Genomic DNA, 17232 nt, shown 5'->3' with positions numbered 1-17232 from the left:
TCGAAAGGTGGATGACATGAAATTTTTCAAAGAAAACACTTATGGCGCGGCGATATACGTAACAAAAATTCCACAAACATGGATGAGGGTAAGAAAAGAAAAAGCAGTAGAACTTGAAAGCTTGCTAGCGGCTAACGATCCGGCTTTGATGCGTTCCCTGGAAAGAATCTCGAAGACATCCAAGTTGGCGAAAAAGGAGCATCTGGCACTGTATCCGGTCGTCAAGCTTACCAACCGCTGCAACTTGACGTGCCCTCACTGCTACATAGAGGCGCCGAGCAGCATGCGCCGCGGGAAGTTCGACCTGGAATACTCCGAGGTTAAAGACTTCATTAATTACATCATCTGCCTGGGTGGTGAAATGAGCAATCCACCAAGGACGCTTCAACTATTCGGTGGTGAGCCAACCATAAACAAGGATTTCGAGAAGATTCTCGGGTACGCCAGGGAAAGAGGGCTGCTGGTCCGGGTGTCGACCAACGCGGCCAATACGAGAAAATTCCAGTCGGAAGCGTTTTCAGAGTTGTACAAGGATGGCGGTGTCGAGTGGCGCATTTCGCTAGATTCGCATATACGAGAGGTGCACGATCATTTTCGACCCAGGAGCTTTGATCAAGTCGTGTCAAATGTACGATACATGGCGAGAATGGGCGCCCTCATCTCTATCAAGGCCGTGATCGGGGTACATAATTTTCCATCTTTCGTTGATACCATTTATTTCGTGCGAAAACTGGGGGCAACACAGTTCTTATATTCACCATTGAGCATGACAGGATCGGCGGCCCGCATGAAATTGTTGAACAAGGTAACGACGAGAATGATTACTGAAAAGCTGGTGGCGGCCGTCGAGCATGATCCCAAGCTGGGCCCTTTCGTGCAATCGTCACCCCTTGCTCGTTATCTAAAGCTGATCTATACCCGGGATGCAGGGATCTTGCCTCGCGTGCAATTCCATATCAATCACGATGGCCGCATATGCCCGCAGGACAATCTTTTTGAATTTCCTGAGTACCATTTCGGGGACATCGCGACTGGCGACTATGGATTCGATAGATTATGCAAATACCAGGCGCTGCTGGAAGAACCGCCGGCATGCAAGGCATGCCCGGTCTCTCACTATTGTCCTCGCGCAGACTATGCCGATCTGGCGACAGGAGACCTCAGGTCCGCAAAGGAGTTTTCTGTTTGTGACGACATTCGCGACAATGTCTTCTACTTGATGTCACTGGGGCAGCGTGGCGCTGCATTGACGCGAACCGTCCTGGGGCTGCCAACATGACCCTTCAGCATACAGAAACGCAAGGTCTGCCCAAGGCGTTTTTGGGGCTGGCGGCAGTAGGGTTCCTCGTGCCGTGCGCCACAATTCTGCAGACCTTCACGATCACGTGGTTCCTTGCGCAACTCACGGAATTCGCGTCTCTGCTTCCGCTAGTCATAGGAGGCGGTGCAGTGGCTCGAATTTTCAGTGGCATCCCATTCAATGGCGTGGTTCAAAGAATGGGAGCACGGGTTGCCTGCATGTTCTGCCTGCTTGCAGGTACCGCAATCTTGCTGGGGACGATCGCGGTTTTGGCGCGGTTACTGCCGCTGTGGCTATTGATTCCTTCTGAGATTGGTTTGGGGACGGCGGTCACTGGTTTTTCTATTTCCCGACAGATTCTGATCAAGGATCTGCTTCATGGCGAGAGGGAGAACTTGGCCGCGGGCCTCTCACGCAGTGCGGGCTATCTGAGCAAGCTGGTCGTCCCACTGTTTGGTGGTCTGTTGCTGATTGCGTTGAAGCCCGCTTACGCGACGCTGGTGAGTTGCGGCATTCTACTGGTCAGTGCCTGGGTAATCTGGTCATTGGATATGTCGCCAGCTTCGGGTTCCGCGGACCAGAAGGCGTTGCCCTTGACGGAGCGCATCGCGGTGGCCGTTGCCTTTTACAAACGCGATCACACCCTGGTTTTCGCCCTTGGTTTTACAGCGATCCTTAATTTTGTGCTATCGCCGCTGGTCGTCATCATGCCGCTCTTTGTCGCAGCCATCGATGGGGCCAATAGCGCGTATCTCGGATTTTCGGAGTCCTGCCTGGGCGCGGGGGCCGTTGGCGGTGCGTTGAGTTATGCAAAGCTGAGGCGGTGCCATCTTCCGTCATTGGCCGTGATGACCGGTTGCGGCTTCTTGCTGATCTGTGTTTCAGCGGAGCTGCCAAGTGCCTGGCGATATCCGGGCCTTAACATTGCCTTGCTCGTGATCGGAGCCAGCGTCGCGTTTTCCGGAAGCGCGGCGGATGCGCTGCTGATGACGCGGGTACCGCGCGATTCATATGGCCGCCTGTTAGGGGTGCAAGCGTTGATCGTTGGATCTGCCTTTCCAACCGGGCTGTTTGCGGCTGGTGTGCTACTACAGCTCACTGATGCCTTTTTGGTAATTGCCGCATACAACGCGGGACTGTGCATTGCTGTGGCATTGTTACTGCATCTGAAACTAGGGAAATCGGACGTCCAGCCCAATTTGCTAAATTGATGCAACAGCATCGGCCAAACGACAAAGGCGAATCTGATGCCCTGAGCCTGTGGCTAACGCATATCTGCGTCCGTTGATTCTGCCTAGGGCGGCGCGGGCAGTCCTCCCGCACTGTCCTGGACTGGCTGGACAAGATTGAGGTGGATCATTGCGCAGGGTATCGCATGCTGGAACTGTAACGGCTTCCCGCCGTTCCCTGTACGCCATGCCTTGCTCGCCCCATGGCGTGGGGCTTGTCGGGATGGATTTCGTGGTAATGCTTATGTCGGACGGAGGTTGGCATATGGTCGTGCTGTTTCCTGCCTTCGTTGGCAAGCGCCGCACCGCGAGTTCTTTCTCGTGATTCGGTCGAAAAATCCATACTTGCCGGTTGCCATAGCAACGTCTGGACCGGCAGGCGCCACAGGCCCCGCGCTCGCAAGAGTCCTCTATGGGCGCCTGATCAGGCAGGGGCGTCTGCGTCAGCTACAACTGCTGGTTATGGTCGCCGATTGCGGCTGTATCGCCCGCGCTGCAAAGGAAGTTTGCATGAGCCAGTCAGCTGCATCACAAGCGCTCGCTCAGCTCGAGTCGGTGTTGGGTATTAGGCTATTCGAGCGCCACGCGCGTGGGATAAGGCCAACAGAGAGCGGCCGCAACTTCATTTCCCACGTGCGCGAAGTCATAGTGCGGCTTCAGCAATCCGCGGAATTTCTGGCCGCGAGCCGGCATGGCAATACGATGGCCCTGCGCATCGGCTCCATTCCCGCTGCTTCCTACGCGTTGACGGCCTCGGTACTGAGTACTTTTCATCAAGATCACCCAGAAGTCCGCATTGAATTGCAGGAGGACCGTAGCGAGCGTCTGATATCGTTGCTGAGTGCGGGCAGCCTGGATGTTGTGTTTTGCAGGATGCCGCCGCTATTGCACAAAGCGCTGCACTTCGAGCCGGTACTGGACGATGAAGTCATGATTGTCGCTTCGTCCTCGCACCCACTGCGCAAGCGATCCGCATTTCCCATTCAAGCACTTCAGGGAGCGAACTGGGTATTGCCCTCGGCCGGCGTTCACTTGCGGGACGTATTTGATAGCGTCGTGCTGAACGCATTGCCCGATGCAAAATTGCTCCCCCTTTCATCCGTGTCGCTGCCTGTGCTCGAGACTTTCCTGCAGTTGCCGGGATCAGTGGCGTTGATACCGCGCAGCATATCGGCAGGCGTGTTGGCTGGCGGGCGCGTGTGCCAACTGCAAGTAAAAATGCCGGCCGGGCTCGCCCCTCTTGGGGCAGTGCACGTTACGGAACCCGTCCCCGATCTCGTGCAGAAGCTTCTGGCAACAGCCAGGCGGGAAATTGCTGCTTGCATCCGCGCTACGCATGGGGCAGGCGCTGGATCCGCGAGTCACGCAGGAATAGCCAAGCGGGTGGAGCGATAAGCCTCCGCAGACGCCGCTCAGGACGATGCCTTGCAGAGATGGCGCTCGAACCACTGCATCGCCAGGCGGGCGACCGATTCCAGTGTGCCGGGCTCCTCGAATAAATGGGAGGCGCCGGGAACGATCACCAGCTTCTTCTGGCACTTGAGCTGGGCAAAGGCGAACTCGTTGCGTTCAATGACGCTCACATCCAGCCCGCCGATGATCAGCATGGTGGGCGCAAGCAGATTCGCCAGGGCGTCGGCGCCCGCCAGGTCGACCCTGCCGCCTCGTGAAACGATGGCGTGTATCGGGATCGGCGACTGGCTGGCGGCACGGATCGACGCCGTGGCACCGATGCTGGCGCCGAAGTAGCCCAACCGCGACGGCACGCCTGGCTGCCGCACCGCCCAGTCGGTTGCCTGTGCCAGCCGTGTGGCCAGCAGCCCGACGTCGAAGCGGATAGCCTGCACCTGGTCTTCCTCCGGCATGAGCAGGTCCATCAACAGCGTTCCCATGCCGCAGTGGTTGAGTTCGGCGGCCACATACCGATTGCGCGGGCTATGCCGGGAACTGCCGGTGCCGTGCGCAAACAATACCAGGGCGCCTGCGCCTGGCGGCACGGTGAGTATGCCTTGCAACTCCACGCCACCCGCGGGGATGACAACTTCGATGGCATCTGCACTGCTGCTGCGCATGGCCGCCCTCCGGAGGATGGGACTTCGACGCAGCCCGCGTTGCAATCGGCCCCATCGCAGTCCACTATAGGGCGAGCGTAGCGGCGAGGCCAGCCGCCCTCTGCTGGTCCGCTGACGCGCGGAATCGTCAGGCAATCCACCAGCGACCAACATCCCGATGCATCAGGAGAGGCCATGAAGACCCTGTTTCTCGTCCGCCACGCCAAGTCAAGCCGCGATGACCCGTCCTTGCCAGACCGCGAGCGTCCGCTGGACGATCTGGGGCAGCGCGATGCCCCGGAAATGGGCAAGCGCCTGGCCGAGCGCAAGGTAAAGCCGGACCTGCTCGTGTCGAGTCCGGCCGTGCGCGCGCTGGCCACGGCGCACCTGATCGCCGACGAACTCGGCTATGCCCGCAAGGACATCGCGATCGATGACCGGCTGTACGCCAGCAGTGCGGATGAGCTGCTGGCTGTCGTCCGTGCGCTCGACAAGAAGCTTGGCAGCGTGATGTTGTTCGGTCACAACCCCGAATTCACTGACTTCGCGCAGCGCCTGTCGGGCGAGATCACCGACATGCCGACCTGTGCCGTCGCCAGATTCCGTTTCGACACCAAGGCGTGGGCGGATGTCGGGGACATCACCCCGGCGAAAGTCTCGCTGGATTCGCCCAAGAAGTCGTAGTCGAAGGTCGGGCGCGGGCATTGCAGCAATATCTTGCAGCGATATCTCCGGCTTGACCATCCGGGGCGAAGCGATAAGAATTTGTGATCGCAGGCGAAAGCCTGCCTTCATGCTTCTCTGCCCGTCGTCCCAACCCATGATCCCACCAGTCAGCACCCTCCACGGCCGCCTGAAAATGCAGCACCTGCGCCTGCTGCTGGCGGTGGAGGAGCGCGGCTCGCTGCGGCAGGCGGCCGAAGCCTTGACGTTGACGCAGCCCGCCGTCAGCAAGATGTTGCAGGACATGGAAGACCTGCTGGGCGTGCCGTTGTTCGAGCGCCATGCGCGCGGGCTGCGCGCGACGCGCTTCGGGATGGCGGCCACGCGCTATGCCCGGCTGGTGTTTGCCGACATGGATGGCTTGCGCGATGAGCTGGTGGCGCTTGAGTCCGGCAAGATCGGGCGCGTGCGGGTCGGCGCGGTGATGGCGCCGACGCCGGGCCTGCTGGCAGAGGTGATCCGGCGGCTGAACCGCGATCATCCGCGGCTGGAGGTGGCGGTGCAGGTGGAGACCAGCGACCTGCTGGTGCCGCTGCTGGAGCGCGACCAGCTCGATATCGTGCTGGGCCGCGTGCCCGATGGCTGGGACAGCAGCGGCCTGGAGTTCGAGCAGCTTGGCGACGAGGGCCTGGCGATCGTGGTCGGGCCGCAGCACCCGCTGGCGCGGCGGCGCAAGCTGTCGTTCGCGGAACTGACCCGCCACCCGTGGATCATGCAGCCACGGCCCAGCCCGATGCGCGCGCTGATCGACCGCTCGTTCGAGGATGCCGGCGTGCCGGCGCCGCCGTCTACCATCGAGACCGCGGCGGTGCTGATGACCACGTCGCTGCTGGCCGACAGCGAGCTGATCGCGGTGCTGCCGGAGTCGGTAGCGGCGTATTACGGCCGCCTCGGCGCGCTGGCGGTGCTGCCGCTGCCACTGCCGCGCAAGCTGGGGCCGTACGGCATCGTCACGCGGCGCGGGCGCCCGCCGACCGCATCGATGAGCCTGCTGATCGATATGCTGCGGGCGCTGGTGCGCTAGTGGGCTAACGCTGCAGCTTGCCGTCAAGGCGCCAGAGGTGGCGCTGCTCGCTGTCGGGGCGCAGCGAAGCGGGCAGCAGGTCCGCCGGCATGTCCTGGTAGCTGACCGGCCGTACGAAGCGCGCGATCGCGAGGCTGCCGACCGAGGTCGAGCGGCCATCCGACGTGGCCGGCCAGGGGCCGCCGTGGACCATGGCGTGTCCGACTTCCACGCCGGTGCCAAAGCCATTGACCAGGATGCGGCCCGCCAGGCGCTCTAGCGCGGGCAGCAGCGTGCGCGCGGCGTCATGGTCGGCGGGGTCGATATGCAGCGCAGCGGTAAGCTGGCCCTCTAGCGCTTCGACCACGCGCCGCATTTCCGCCGTATCGCGGCAGCGCACGACCAGCGATGATGCGCCGAAGATTTCGTGGCGCAGCGTCTCGTCGGCCAGGAAAGCCTCGGCGCTGGTGCTGAACAGCGCCGCCTGCCCTTGCAGCGCACTGCCTGCCTTGCCGCGCGCCACCAGCTGTACCTGCGGATGCTGCGCGAGCGTGCCGACGCCGTTGCAGTAGGCACGCAGGATGCCGGCGGTCAGCATGCTTTGTGCGCCGATGTCCGCCAGGCTTGCCGCCGCTGCTTCCAGGAACTGGTCTAGGCCTGCGCTTTCCATCGCCAGAACCAGTCCGGGATTGGTGCAGAACTGTCCGGCGCCCAGCGTCAGCGAGCTGGCGAACGCCGTGCCAATGGCTTGCGCGCGGCTGGCCAGCGCATGGGGGAACAGCAGCACCGGATTGATGCTGCTCATCTCCGCATACACGGGAATCGGCTCCGGGCGCGCCGCGGCGATCGCCATCAGCGCCTGGCCGCCGGCGCGCGAGCCGGTGAAGCCAACCGCCTTGATGCGCCTATCCGCCACCAGCCCCTGCCCGATCTCCAGCCCGGTGTCGAAGAGGAGGGAGAAGGTGCCTTCCGGAAGATCAAGGTCGGCCACGGCCTTCTGGATGGCGCGGCCGACCAGTTCGGAGGTGCCGGGGTGTGCCGGATGCGCCTTGACGATGACGGGACAGCCCGCGGCCAGTGCGGATGCGGTATCGCCGCCGGCGACCGAGAACGCCAGCGGGAAGTTGCTGGCGCCGAATACGGCGACCGGGCCCAGCGGCATATGGCGCAGGCGCAGGTCGGGGCGCGGCAGCGGCAGGCGTTCGGGCTGGGCCTGGTCGACGCGCAACTCCAGGAAGTCGCCCTGGCGCAGCATGCCGGCGAACAGCCGCAGCTGGCCCACGGTGCGCCCGCGCTCGCCTTCGATGCGCGCGCGCGTCAGGCCCGATTCGCTGGCGCAGCGCTCGATGAGTGCGTCGCCCAGCGCCAGGATGTTGCCGGCAATGGCTTCGAGGAAATCGGCGCGCCGCGCGGGGGCGGTCTCGCGGTAGGTGTCGAAGGCTTGCCATGCCAGCGCGCAGGCTTGGTCGAGCTGTGCCGGCGTGGCGCCGCCGAACGCGGGTTCGAGCGTGGCGCCGGTGGCGGCATCGATGGCGTGCAGGGTGCCGTGGGTGCCGCGGATGGACTGGCGGCCGATCAGGAGGTTGCCGGTGAGGGTCATGGTGGAACTTGGGAAAGAGTGGTTGGTCATGGCGTTTGCAGGAGTAGTCCCATGGCGAAATGTCGCGACTTCGTGGAGGCTCCGGCCCTCACCCCGGCCCTCTCCCGCAAGCGGGAGAGGGGCCGGGGGTGAGGGCAAGCGCTTCTCGATGCGAGGCGCTGCCAAATCAATGCGCGCTTTCACCGCCCCCACCGCAACACCAGCGGATCCACTCGCCGCGCCACCTTCAGCAATCCCTCGCGCGTGGCCGGATGCATCGGCTGCAGCGGATGCCTTACCGCGTCCGACGCAATCACCCCGCCTTCCTTCATCAACACCTTGCTGGTTGCCAGCCACCCTTGCCGGTTCTCGTAGTTGATCAGCGGCAGCCACTGCTGGTAGCGCTGCGCCGCCAGCTCGGCATCGCCGGCCTGCCACGCATCCAGGATCTGGCGGATGCCGTCCGGGAAGCCCGCACCGGTCATCGCGCCGGTGGCGCCAGCTTCCAGATCTGCCATCAGCGTGATGGCCTCTTCGCCGTCCCACGGGCCGACGATGGCATCGCCGCCCAGCTCGATCAGCTCGCGCAGCTTGGCCGCGGCCTGCGGCACTTCGATCTTGAAGTACGAGACATTGGCCAGCTCGCGCGCCATGCGGGCCAGGAAGGGGGCGGACAGCGTGGTGCCGCTGACCGGCGCGTCCTGGATCATGATGGGGATGTCGATGGCTGCGGAGACCGTGGCGAAGAACTCATAGATACTGCGCTCAGGCACACGGATGGTGGCGCCGTGGTAGGGCGGCATCACCATCACCATGGCGGCGCCGGCGTCCTGCGCGGCGCGGCTGCGCTCGGCGCAGAGGCGCGAGCTGAAATGCGTGGTGGTGACGATCACCGGCACGCGGCCGTCCACATGCTCCAGCACGGTCTTCATCAGCACGCTGCGCTCGTCATCGCTCAGCACGAACTGCTCGGAGAAGTTGGCCAGGATGCAGATGCCGTGCGATCCGGCGTCGATCATGAAGTCGATGCAGCGGCGCTGGCCGTCGAGGTCGAGGCCGCCTTGGTCGTCGAAAATGGTCGGCGCGACCGGGAATACGCCGCGGTAGACGGGCGCCTGGGATCGGGTCATGGTCTCCTCCTTGCGGCTGGCACGCGGCCAGCGCGGGTTGTGAGTTGTCAATCGGGGCAGTCAATCAGGTCGGGCCAATATACGAGCATGGCAGTGGGGCTGTATATTGAAACCTTTCCATCTTGTGATCGCTTTTGCGACTCACCACGTCCCAGCATGAAATCCACCCTGGACACCCTCACCGGCCGCCTGCGCATGAAGCAGCTGCAACTGCTGATCGCGCTGGACGAGCATCGGTCACTGCACCAGGCCGCGGCCGCGATGGCAATGACCCAGTCGGCTGCCAGCAAGTCGCTGCAGGAACTGGAAGGCATGCTGGAAGCGCCGCTGTTCGAACGCTCCAAACGCGGCATGCGCCCCAACACTTTCGGCCACTGCGTGATCCGCCATGCACGGCAACTGGTGGCGGACCTGGGTGCGATGTGCGAGGAAGTGGCCGGCATCCGCGCGGGAAGCGGCGGGCGCGTTGCCGTCGGCGTGATCATGGGTGCGGTGCCGGGTGTGCTGGTGCCGGCGCTCGAGCAGTTGCGGCAGGCGCATCCGGACCTGGCGCTCGAGATCATCGAGGACACCAGCCTGCGCCTGCTCGGCCAGCTCGACGACGGCCATCTCGATCTTGTGCTCGGCCGCTCGCTGGTCAGTGACGAACCCGGCAAGTACCACTATCACCCGCTCGGCGACGAGCAGGTGTCCGTGGTGGTTGGGCATCTGCACCCCGCGCCCCGGATGCGGGCGATGGACTTCGCCGACCTTGCCGGTTATCGCTGGATCACTTACGCGGGGCACATGCCGATGCATGCGCTGCTGCAGCGCGAACTGGACCATGCCGGCGTCAGCTTCCCCGCCAATGCCATTTCCACGTCGTCGGCGCTGATCACCGTGGCGATGCTCCAGCGCGATGCCGGGCTGGTGTCGCTGCTGCCGGCCAGCGTGGCGGAGCTGTTCGTGCGCCAGAAGATGCTGCGCATCCTGCCCGTGCACCTGCAATCGCGCCAGCAGACCTTCGGCATCGTCACGCGGCGCGGCGGCGCATTGTCGGCTTCCGCGCGGCAGCTGGTGGCGATCCTGAAAGCGCAGGCGGGGAAAGTGGCCGAAGCGGTATCACCCAAGGTATAACCCCAGGTGATCGCCAGTTCAAAAAACGTCAGTAGTGGCGAATCGCTGATGCCCATATAGTCTGCTCATCCGCGCCACCAGAGCCGGACAGCAAATCGGAGACAGCGATGAAGACAAGGATTGCCGGCGCACTTGCCGGCCTGGCCACGGTGGCCGCTGCAGTGACGACCAGCGCCTGGGCGCAGGACACCCGGCCGGTGCGTCTGATGGTGGGCGCCGCGCCTGGCGGCGGCACCGATGTGATGGCGCGTATCGTCTCTGACAAGCTCGCCGCGCAGTTGAAGCAGCCGGTCGTGGTCGACAACCGCCCCGGCGCGTCCAATACCATCGCCGCGGACATCACCGCCAAGGCCGCGCCGGATGGCAACACGCTGCTGATGGGCGTGGTGACTTCGCAGGCGATCGCGCCGCACCTGCTCAAGCTGCAGTTCGACCCGCTCAAGGACCTGGCGCCGGTGGCGCTGGTGTCGTCGGTGCCCAATGTGCTGGTGGTCAACAACCAGGTACAGGCGCGCGACGTCAAGGCGCTGGTCGCCGAGATCAAGGCCAGCCCGGACAAGTTCCGCTACAGCTCGTCCGGCGTCGGCAGCACCCAGCACCTGGCCGGCGCCGCGTTTGCGCGCCAGATCCAGGGCAAGCTGCTGCACGTGCCGTACAAGAGCAGCAGCAGCGCGCTGGTCGACCTGATGGGCGGCCAGGTGGACATGAGCTTCGAAACCATGCCGTCGGTGATCAACCATATCAAGGCCGGCAAGCTGCGCGCGCTGGCGGTGACCGCGGACAAGCGCTCGGCGCTGCTGCCGAACGTGCCGACACTGGCCGAGGCTGGCGTGCCAGGCGTCCAGATGAATGCCTGGTACGGCGTCTATGCGCCGGCCGGCACGCCGCCCGCCACGCTGCAGAAGCTGGGCACCGCGCTGTCGACCGTGATCAAGGATCCCGATACCGTGCGCAAGCTGGCCGACGTGGGGGCCGTACCCGGCACGCTGACCGCTGCGCAGTTCGATGCCTTCTCGCGCGCCGAGTACGCGCGCTATGGCAAGCTGATCGCCGAGCTTGGCGTCAAGGTCGACTAGGCCCGTATCTCTAGAGAATTTCATGACATCACGTCCACGAATCGCGATGGTGCTGGGCGATCCCGCCGGCATCGGCCCTGAACTGATCGCGCGCCTGCTGGCCGACCCGGCCACCAGCGAACAGGCCGACATCCTGCTGATCGCCGACCGCGACGAATGGCGCCGCGGCATGCAGGTGGCGGGCGTCGAGCTGGCGCTGGCCGAGACCGATACCCTCGCGTTCGCGCAAGGCGCGCCGCGCCTCTACCACTGGGAACTGGACGGCAAGCCCGCGTATCCCCGCGGCGCGTCCAGCGCCGAGGGCGGCCGCTACAGCCTGGGCACGCTGTCGCTGGCGCTGGAGCTGGCGCAGTCGGGCCAGGCAGACGCGATCCTGTTCGGGCCGCTCAATAAGAGCTCGCTGCACGCCGCGGGCATGGACCACAGCGACGAGCTGCACTGGTTTGCCGAGCAACTCGGCTACCACGGAAATTTCTGCGAATTCAACGTGCTCGACGGCCTGTGGACCTCGCGTGTGACCTCACACGTGGCGCTCAAGGACGTGCCGGCGATGATCACGCCGGAACGCGTTGGCGCCGCCATTGACCTGATCGACCAGGCGCTGCGCCGCGCCGGCATGGCGAGCCCGCGCATCGCCGTGTGCGGCCTGAACCCGCACAACGGCGACAACGGTGCCTTCGGCCGCGAAGAGATCGACGTGATCGCGCCTGCCGTCGCTGCGGCGCGCAGGCGCGGTGTGAATGCCGAAGGCCCGTTCCCGGCCGACACCATCTTCCTGAAGGTGCAGGGCGGCCCGTCGCAGCGGCAGTTCGACGCCATCGTCACCATGTACCACGACCAGGGGCAGATCGGCATCAAGCTGATGGGCTTCTCGCGCGGCGTGACGGTACAGGGCGGGCTGCCGGTGCCGATCACCACGCCGGCGCATGGCACCGCGTTCGATATCACGCAGCAGGGCCGCGCCGATCCCGGCGCCACGCAGCAGGCGTTCCAGATCGCCTGCCGCATGGGTGCGCAACGGCGCGCCGCCGCACGCACCGCCGCAAGCGCCTAGCCACTCGTCCATCCATACCGGATCCAGCATGACCGCCCCCGGCGCGGCCGGGGAGCGTTCGCGCCAACGCATTGCCATCAGGAGCTGAACATGAAGATCACCAACGTCCGCGCCCGCGTCTTTGAATGGAAGGGCAAGACCGTGCCGCCGCAGGCGCACTTCTGCACCAACGCCACCGACATCCTGTTCGAGCGCGGCGACGCCATGGGCTCGTTCCGCTTTCACGGCTGGATGGTGGTCGAGATCGAGACCGACACCGGCCTGGTCGGCATCGGCAACTGCGCGCTGGCCCCGCGCGTGGCCAAGCAGATCGTCGACGAGTACCTGGCGCCGGTGGTGATCGGCCAGGATCCCTTCGACAACGAATACCTGTGGCAGAAGATGTACCGCCGCACCCACGCCTGGGGCCGCAAGGGCATCGGCATGGCGGCGATCTCGGCGGTCGATATCGCGCTGTGGGACCTGATGGGCAAGGCCGTGGGCAAGCCGGTGTTCAAGCTGCTGGGCGGGCGCACCAAGGAAAAGATCTGGTGCTACGCCTCCAAGCTCTACAACAACGACGACCGCGATGCCTTCCTGTCCGAAGCGCAGGGCTACCTGGACCAGGGCTTTACCGCGATGAAGATGCGCTTCGGCTACGGCCCCAAGGACGGCCCCGCCGGCATGCAGAAGAACATCGAGCAGGTGCGATTGCTGCGCGAGCTGGTCGGCGACGGCGTCGACATCATGCTGGAGTGCTACATGGGCTGGACGCTGGAATACGCGCGCCGCATGCTGCCGCGCCTGGCGGAGTTCAATCCCCGCTGGCTGGAAGAGCCGGTGATCGCCGACGATATCGAAGGCTATGTCGAGCTGAAGAAGGCGAGCCCGTTCCCGATCTCCGGCGGCGAGCACGAGTTCACTTCGTACGGCTTCAAGGACCTGCTGGAGCGTCGCGCCGTCGACGTGATCCAGTACGACACCAACCGCGTCGGCGGCATCACCGCGGCGCAGAAGATCAACGCGATGGCCGAGGCCTGGTCGGTGCCGGTGATCCCGCACGCGGGGCAGATGCACAACTACCACCTGACCATGGCGTCGACCGCTTCGCCGATGTCGGAGTACTTCCCGGTGCATGACGTCGAGGTCGGCAACGAGCTGTTCTACTACATCTTCAAGGGCGACCCGGCGCCGGACAACGGCTACCTGCAGCTTGACGACAACCTGCCGGGACTGGGGCTGGAGTTGAACGAGGAGTACTTCAGCCAGTTCAATATCATCGGCTGACTGGCAAACTGGCAAACTGGCTGACTGGCGCCGGCGCACTACAATCAAGAGGCATCAAGAGGCGTAGTGCCCTTGTCCTGGAGTTCGCCATGGCCAGATCCCGCCGTCTGCTGGCCGCCTGCGCGGCGCCCATGGGCCTGATGTGTGCCATCGGTGCCATCGGTGCCATCAGTGCCATCAGTGCCTTCGCCGCGCCGCCTGCCGGAACGCTGACAGTTTCCTTCCCCCATCCCGAAACCTACACCGATGCCGCCTACCGCAGCGCATACGGCAGCGACCGCGAGCGCGCGCAGGTGATGAACGATATCCGCCGCCACTTCGACGAGCTGGCGGCGCGCTACCTGCCGCAGGGCTATGCGTTGAGCATCGAGGTGCTGGATGTCGATCTCGCGGGACATTTCGAGCCATGGCGCGTGCGCGCCTATGACGTCCGTATCGTGCGCGACGTCACCTGGCCGCGCATGACGCTGCGCTACGAACTGCGCGGCAGCGACGGGGCCGTGCTCGCCAGCGGCGAGCAGCGCATCTCCGACCAGAACTTCAACATGGGCGTCAACATCTACAGCCAGAGCGACAGGCTGCGCTATGAAAAGGCGATGATGGACCGCTGGTTCGATGAGACCGTCAGGCGCCGGATCGCAGCGCGCCAGACCGGACAGGGATGATCCGACGCTGGCACTACTGGCCGTAGATGCGCAGCGCCGTCTCGCGCAGCGCATCCGCGACCAGCAGCGCGCCGGGTGACATCAGCCGGTCGGTCGGCGTGATCACGCCGAAGTCGTCCATATGGCAGGGCATGGCCATCGGCAGCACCTCCACCATGCCGAACGCCGCGTAGTACTGCGCGACATCCGCGGTCAGCACCGCGATCATGTCTGACTGCGTCACCATGCGCGTCAGGAACAGCAGCGCGGCGGTCTCCACCACATTGGTCGGCGGCGCCAGGCTGGCGCGCTGGAACATCAGCTCGAAGCGGTGGCGCAGCACCGTGCCGGCCGGCGGGATCAGCCAGGCGGCCTCGGTGGTGTCTGCCAGCGACAGGGCGGGCGCTGCCAGCATCGGGTGACCGGGCCGCACCACGGCGCAGACCGGCTCTTCCGCCATCGGCTCGTAGCGCAGCCGGCCCTTGTCGTGCTCGGGGAACAGCCGCGCGACCACCATGTCCAGCTTTTCCTGCCCGAGCCGGTCGAGCAGCACGTTGCTGTTGTCGATTTCCACCGAGACCCGCAATCCCGGATAGCTTGCCTTCACCCGCGCGATCGCCGGCGGCAGCAGCCGCACGCCGGGCGAGGTGATCGCGCCGATCGCCACATGGCCAAGCCGGCCCGCCTTCAGCGCCAGCACTTCCTCGCGCGCCTGGTTCAGGCTGCCGATCACCGCGCGCGCGTGGCGGATCATCGCGCGGCCGTAGTCCGTCGGCGCCATGCCGCGCGGCAGGCGCTCGAACAGCGGTACCGACAGCATCTCTTCCAGCTCGCGCAGCAGCTTGGAAGCGGCCGGCTGGGTCATCGCCAGCCGTTCCGCGGCGCGGTGGATGCTGCCTTCGTCGGCGACGGCCAGCAATAGCAGCAGCTGGCGCGTCTTGAGGCGGGTGTGGTTGTGCCAGGAGGGTGCCGCCGGGGCCGCAACAGCCATGGGGGAAAGGTCGGGGGCTTCCATAGGGTAAATACCAATGCCGATATCGATATCGCAAATGCCGAACTCTTCATTAGTAGCATATCGGCGAGCTGCATACACTCCGTCCGACAAAACAACAACGACCGGAGACAGCGTGGCGCCTGCCATGACGCCATGACGCCATGTCCGCCAAGCCGCTGGATCCGTCGTCCCTGCCATCACCGCTGCCTTCGCTGGCGGCTCACTGCGCAACCTGCAACAGGAACAACATGTCGGATTCCAAGGACAAGCAACGCAAGCCGCTGCGCTCGACGGCGTGGTTCGGCACCGCCGACAAGAACGGCTTCATGTATCGCAGCTGGATGAAGAACCAGGGCATCCCCGACCATGCATTCGATGGCCGCCCGGTGATCGGCATCTGCAATACGTGGTCGGAACTCACCCCCTGCAACGCGCATTTCCGCAAGCTGGCCGAGCACGTCAAGCGCGGCGTGTACGAGGCCGGCGGCTTTCCGGTGGAATTCCCGGTGTTTTCCAACGGCGAATCGAACCTGCGCCCGACCGCCATGCTGACGCGCAACCTGGCCGCGATGGACGTGGAAGAAGCGATCCGCGGCAACCCGATCGATGCGGTGGTGCTGCTGACCGGCTGCGACAAGACCACGCCGGCGCTGCTGATGGGCGCGGCAAGCTGCGACGTGCCGGCCATCGTCGTCACCGGCGGGCCGATGCTCAACGGCAAGCTCGACGGCAAGGACATCGGCTCGGGCACCGCGGTCTGGCAGCTGCATGAATCGCTGAAGGCGGGCGAGATCAACCTGCACCAGTTCCTGTCGGCCGAAGCCGGCATGTCGCGTTCGGCCGGCACCTGCAACACCATGGGCACCGCGTCGACCATGGCTTGCATGGCCGAGGCGCTGGGCACGTCGCTGCCGCATAACGCGGCGATCCCGGCGGTCGATTCGCGCCGCTACGTGCTGGCGCACATGTCCGGCATCCGCATTGTGGAGATGGCGCGCGAGGACCTGACGCTGTCGAAGATCCTGACGCGCCAGGCGTTCGAGAACGCGATCCGTGTCAATGCCGCGATCGGCGGCTCGACCAACGCCGTGATCCACCTGAAGGCGATCGCCGGGCGCATCGGCGTGCCGCTGGAGCTGGAAGACTGGAGCAACGTGGGGCGAGACACGCCGACCATCGTCGACCTGATGCCGTCGGGCCGCTTCCTGATGGAGGAGTTTTACTACGCCGGCGGCCTGCCCGCGGTGCTGCGCCGCATGGGCGAGGCCGGCCTGCTGCCGCATCCGGGCGCGCTGACCGTCAATGGCAAGGCGATCTGGGACAACGTCAGGGATGCGCCGATCACCAACGACGAAGTCATCCGCCCGCTGGACCAGCCGCTGATCCGTGACGGCAGCATCCGCATCCTGCGCGGCAACCTGTCGCCGCGCGGCGCAGTGCTCAAGCCGTCGGCGGCGACGCCCAGGCTGCTGCGCCACCGCGGCCGCGCGGTGGTGTTCGAGAACCTGGAGCACTACAAGGAGCGCATCGTCGACGAGTCGCTCGACGTCGACGAGAATTCGGTGCTCGTCCTCAAGCGCTGCGGCCCGCGCGGCTATCCCGGCATGGCCGAGGTCGGCAACATGGGCCTGCCGCCCAAGCTGCTGCGCCAGGGCATCAAGGACATGGTGCGCATTTCCGATGCGCGCATGAGCGGCACCGCGTATGGCACCGTGGTGCTGCACGTGGCGCCGGAGGCCGCGGCCGGCGGGCCGCTGGCGATTGTGCGCGACGGCGACTGGATCGAGCTGGACTGCGAGGCCGGGCGCCTGCACCTGGATATCGATCCCGCCGAGCTCGAGCGCCGCATGGCCGACGTGCAGCCGCTCCAGGCGCCCGCCGACGGCGGCTATCGCAAGCTCTACGTCAACCACGTGCTGCAGGCGGACGAGGGCTGCGACCTCGACTTCCTGGTCGGCTGCCGCGGACGCGAGGTGCCGCGCCACTCGCACTGATCCACCCGATTGCATTGAAGGCGCGCGGCCCCGGCGGCACGCGCGCGACCCCTTACAAGAACAGAGGAGACTA

The 17232-nt window shown here is 64.9% G+C and carries 15 protein-coding genes; 11 read left to right on the top strand and 4 right to left on the bottom strand.

What is annotated here, in order from left to right; translation table 11 throughout:
• The first annotated feature begins 16 nt into the window (after positions 1–16).
• The 3 genes from K309_RS0121860 (at position 17) to K309_RS37025 (ending at position 3924) form a co-directional block, all read left to right on the top strand.
• Complete coding sequence (locus K309_RS0121860) at positions 17–1279, top strand: radical SAM protein (RefSeq protein WP_232232449.1); 1263 nt, start codon at positions 17–19, stop codon at positions 1277–1279.
• Positions 1276–2511 carry an MFS transporter gene (locus K309_RS0121855; protein ID WP_029048409.1) on the top strand — a complete coding sequence of 412 codons (1236 nt, stop codon included), beginning with the start codon at positions 1276–1278 and terminating at the stop codon, positions 2509–2511. The genes K309_RS0121860 and K309_RS0121855 overlap by 4 nt, the downstream gene beginning before the upstream one ends.
• A 363-nt stretch (positions 2512–2874) precedes the next feature.
• Entirely contained in the window at positions 2875–3924 is a 1050-nt protein-coding gene (locus K309_RS37025; RefSeq protein ID WP_255360119.1) for a LysR family transcriptional regulator, read from the top strand.
• Positions 3925–3941: 17 nt separating this feature from the next.
• Here the strand turns inward: K309_RS37025 and K309_RS0121845 are convergent, their stop codons facing one another.
• Positions 3942–4601, bottom strand: a complete 660-nt coding sequence (locus K309_RS0121845) for a dienelactone hydrolase family protein (protein ID WP_029048408.1) — start codon at positions 4599–4601, stop codon at positions 3942–3944.
• Between the two features lie 174 nt (positions 4602–4775).
• On the opposite strand from K309_RS0121845, the gene K309_RS0121840 reads away from it, so the two are divergent.
• Together K309_RS0121840 and K309_RS0121835 are read left to right on the top strand one after the other, a co-directional pair.
• Entirely contained in the window at positions 4776–5264 is a 489-nt protein-coding gene (locus tag K309_RS0121840; RefSeq protein WP_029048407.1) for a SixA phosphatase family protein, read from the top strand.
• A gap of 136 nt (positions 5265–5400) precedes the next feature.
• Entirely contained in the window at positions 5401–6327 is a 927-nt protein-coding gene (locus K309_RS0121835) for a LysR family transcriptional regulator (RefSeq protein ID WP_029048406.1), read from the top strand.
• Positions 6328–6331: 4 nt separating this feature from the next.
• Here the strand turns inward: K309_RS0121835 and K309_RS0121830 are convergent, their stop codons facing one another.
• Both K309_RS0121830 and K309_RS0121825 read right to left on the bottom strand, forming a co-directional pair.
• Complete coding sequence (locus tag K309_RS0121830) at positions 6332–7906, bottom strand: aldehyde dehydrogenase (NADP(+)) (protein ID WP_029048405.1); 1575 nt, start codon at positions 7904–7906, stop codon at positions 6332–6334.
• A 179-nt stretch (positions 7907–8085) separates the two neighbouring features.
• Entirely contained in the window at positions 8086–9015 is a 930-nt protein-coding gene (locus K309_RS0121825) for a dihydrodipicolinate synthase family protein (protein WP_029048404.1), read from the bottom strand.
• 156 nt (positions 9016–9171) lie between these two features.
• On the opposite strand from K309_RS0121825, the gene K309_RS0121820 reads away from it, so the two are divergent.
• The 5 genes from K309_RS0121820 (at position 9172) to K309_RS0121800 (ending at position 14192) form a co-directional block, all read left to right on the top strand.
• Entirely contained in the window at positions 9172–10131 is a 960-nt protein-coding gene (locus tag K309_RS0121820) for a LysR substrate-binding domain-containing protein (protein ID WP_029048403.1), read from the top strand.
• Between the two features lie 107 nt (positions 10132–10238).
• Positions 10239–11207: a Bug family tripartite tricarboxylate transporter substrate binding protein gene (locus tag K309_RS0121815; RefSeq protein ID WP_029048402.1), complete on the top strand. Its 969-nt coding sequence runs from the start codon at positions 10239–10241 to the stop codon at positions 11205–11207.
• A gap of 22 nt (positions 11208–11229) precedes the next feature.
• On the top strand, positions 11230–12261 hold the full coding sequence (locus K309_RS0121810) for a 4-hydroxythreonine-4-phosphate dehydrogenase PdxA (RefSeq protein WP_035878095.1): 1032 nt from the start codon (positions 11230–11232) through the stop codon (positions 12259–12261).
• Between the two features lie 90 nt (positions 12262–12351).
• On the top strand, positions 12352–13527 hold the full coding sequence (locus K309_RS0121805; protein WP_029048400.1) for an L-rhamnonate dehydratase: 1176 nt from the start codon (positions 12352–12354) through the stop codon (positions 13525–13527).
• Positions 13528–13616: 89 nt separating this feature from the next.
• On the top strand, positions 13617–14192 hold the full coding sequence (locus K309_RS0121800) for a DUF3016 domain-containing protein (protein WP_051320547.1): 576 nt from the start codon (positions 13617–13619) through the stop codon (positions 14190–14192).
• A 13-nt stretch (positions 14193–14205) separates the two neighbouring features.
• Here the strand turns inward: K309_RS0121800 and K309_RS0121795 are convergent, their stop codons facing one another.
• Positions 14206–15162, bottom strand: a complete 957-nt coding sequence (locus K309_RS0121795) for a LysR substrate-binding domain-containing protein (RefSeq protein ID WP_029048398.1) — start codon at positions 15160–15162, stop codon at positions 14206–14208.
• A 251-nt stretch (positions 15163–15413) separates the two neighbouring features.
• Here K309_RS0121795 and K309_RS0121790 point away from each other — a divergent pair, with 251 nt between their 5' ends.
• On the top strand, positions 15414–17159 hold the full coding sequence (locus K309_RS0121790; RefSeq protein WP_029048397.1) for an IlvD/Edd family dehydratase: 1746 nt from the start codon (positions 15414–15416) through the stop codon (positions 17157–17159).
• Positions 17160–17232: the final 73 nt, after the last annotated feature.

The organism is Cupriavidus phytohabitans (assembly GCF_000426345.1).
Classification (GTDB): domain Bacteria; phylum Pseudomonadota; class Gammaproteobacteria; order Burkholderiales; family Burkholderiaceae; genus Cupriavidus.
This window is presented reverse-complemented; position numbering and strand designations above follow the sequence as displayed.

Excerpts from the sequence above, each read along its gene's own strand:
- K309_RS0121860 (WP_232232449.1), top strand. The coding sequence starts at position 17 with ATGAAATTTTTCAAAGAAAACACTTATGGCGCGGCGATATACGTAACA.
- K309_RS0121855 (WP_029048409.1), top strand. The coding sequence starts at position 1,276 with ATGACCCTTCAGCATACAGAAACGCAAGGTCTGCCCAAGGCGTTTTTG.
- K309_RS0121845 (WP_029048408.1), bottom strand. The coding sequence starts at position 4,601 with ATGCGCAGCAGCAGTGCAGATGCCATCGAAGTTGTCATCCCCGCGGGT.
- K309_RS0121840 (WP_029048407.1), top strand. The coding sequence starts at position 4,776 with ATGAAGACCCTGTTTCTCGTCCGCCACGCCAAGTCAAGCCGCGATGAC.
- K309_RS0121835 (WP_029048406.1), top strand. The coding sequence starts at position 5,401 with ATGATCCCACCAGTCAGCACCCTCCACGGCCGCCTGAAAATGCAGCAC.
- K309_RS0121830 (WP_029048405.1), bottom strand. The coding sequence starts at position 7,906 with ATGACCCTCACCGGCAACCTCCTGATCGGCCGCCAGTCCATCCGCGGC.
- K309_RS0121825 (WP_029048404.1), bottom strand. The coding sequence starts at position 9,015 with ATGACCCGATCCCAGGCGCCCGTCTACCGCGGCGTATTCCCGGTCGCG.
- K309_RS0121820 (WP_029048403.1), top strand. The coding sequence starts at position 9,172 with ATGAAATCCACCCTGGACACCCTCACCGGCCGCCTGCGCATGAAGCAG.
- K309_RS0121815 (WP_029048402.1), top strand. The coding sequence starts at position 10,239 with ATGAAGACAAGGATTGCCGGCGCACTTGCCGGCCTGGCCACGGTGGCC.
- K309_RS0121810 (WP_035878095.1), top strand. The coding sequence starts at position 11,230 with ATGACATCACGTCCACGAATCGCGATGGTGCTGGGCGATCCCGCCGGC.
- K309_RS0121805 (WP_029048400.1), top strand. The coding sequence starts at position 12,352 with ATGAAGATCACCAACGTCCGCGCCCGCGTCTTTGAATGGAAGGGCAAG.
- K309_RS0121800 (WP_051320547.1), top strand. The coding sequence starts at position 13,617 with ATGGCCAGATCCCGCCGTCTGCTGGCCGCCTGCGCGGCGCCCATGGGC.
- K309_RS0121795 (WP_029048398.1), bottom strand. The coding sequence starts at position 15,162 with ATGGCTGTTGCGGCCCCGGCGGCACCCTCCTGGCACAACCACACCCGC.
- K309_RS0121790 (WP_029048397.1), top strand. The coding sequence starts at position 15,414 with ATGTCGGATTCCAAGGACAAGCAACGCAAGCCGCTGCGCTCGACGGCG.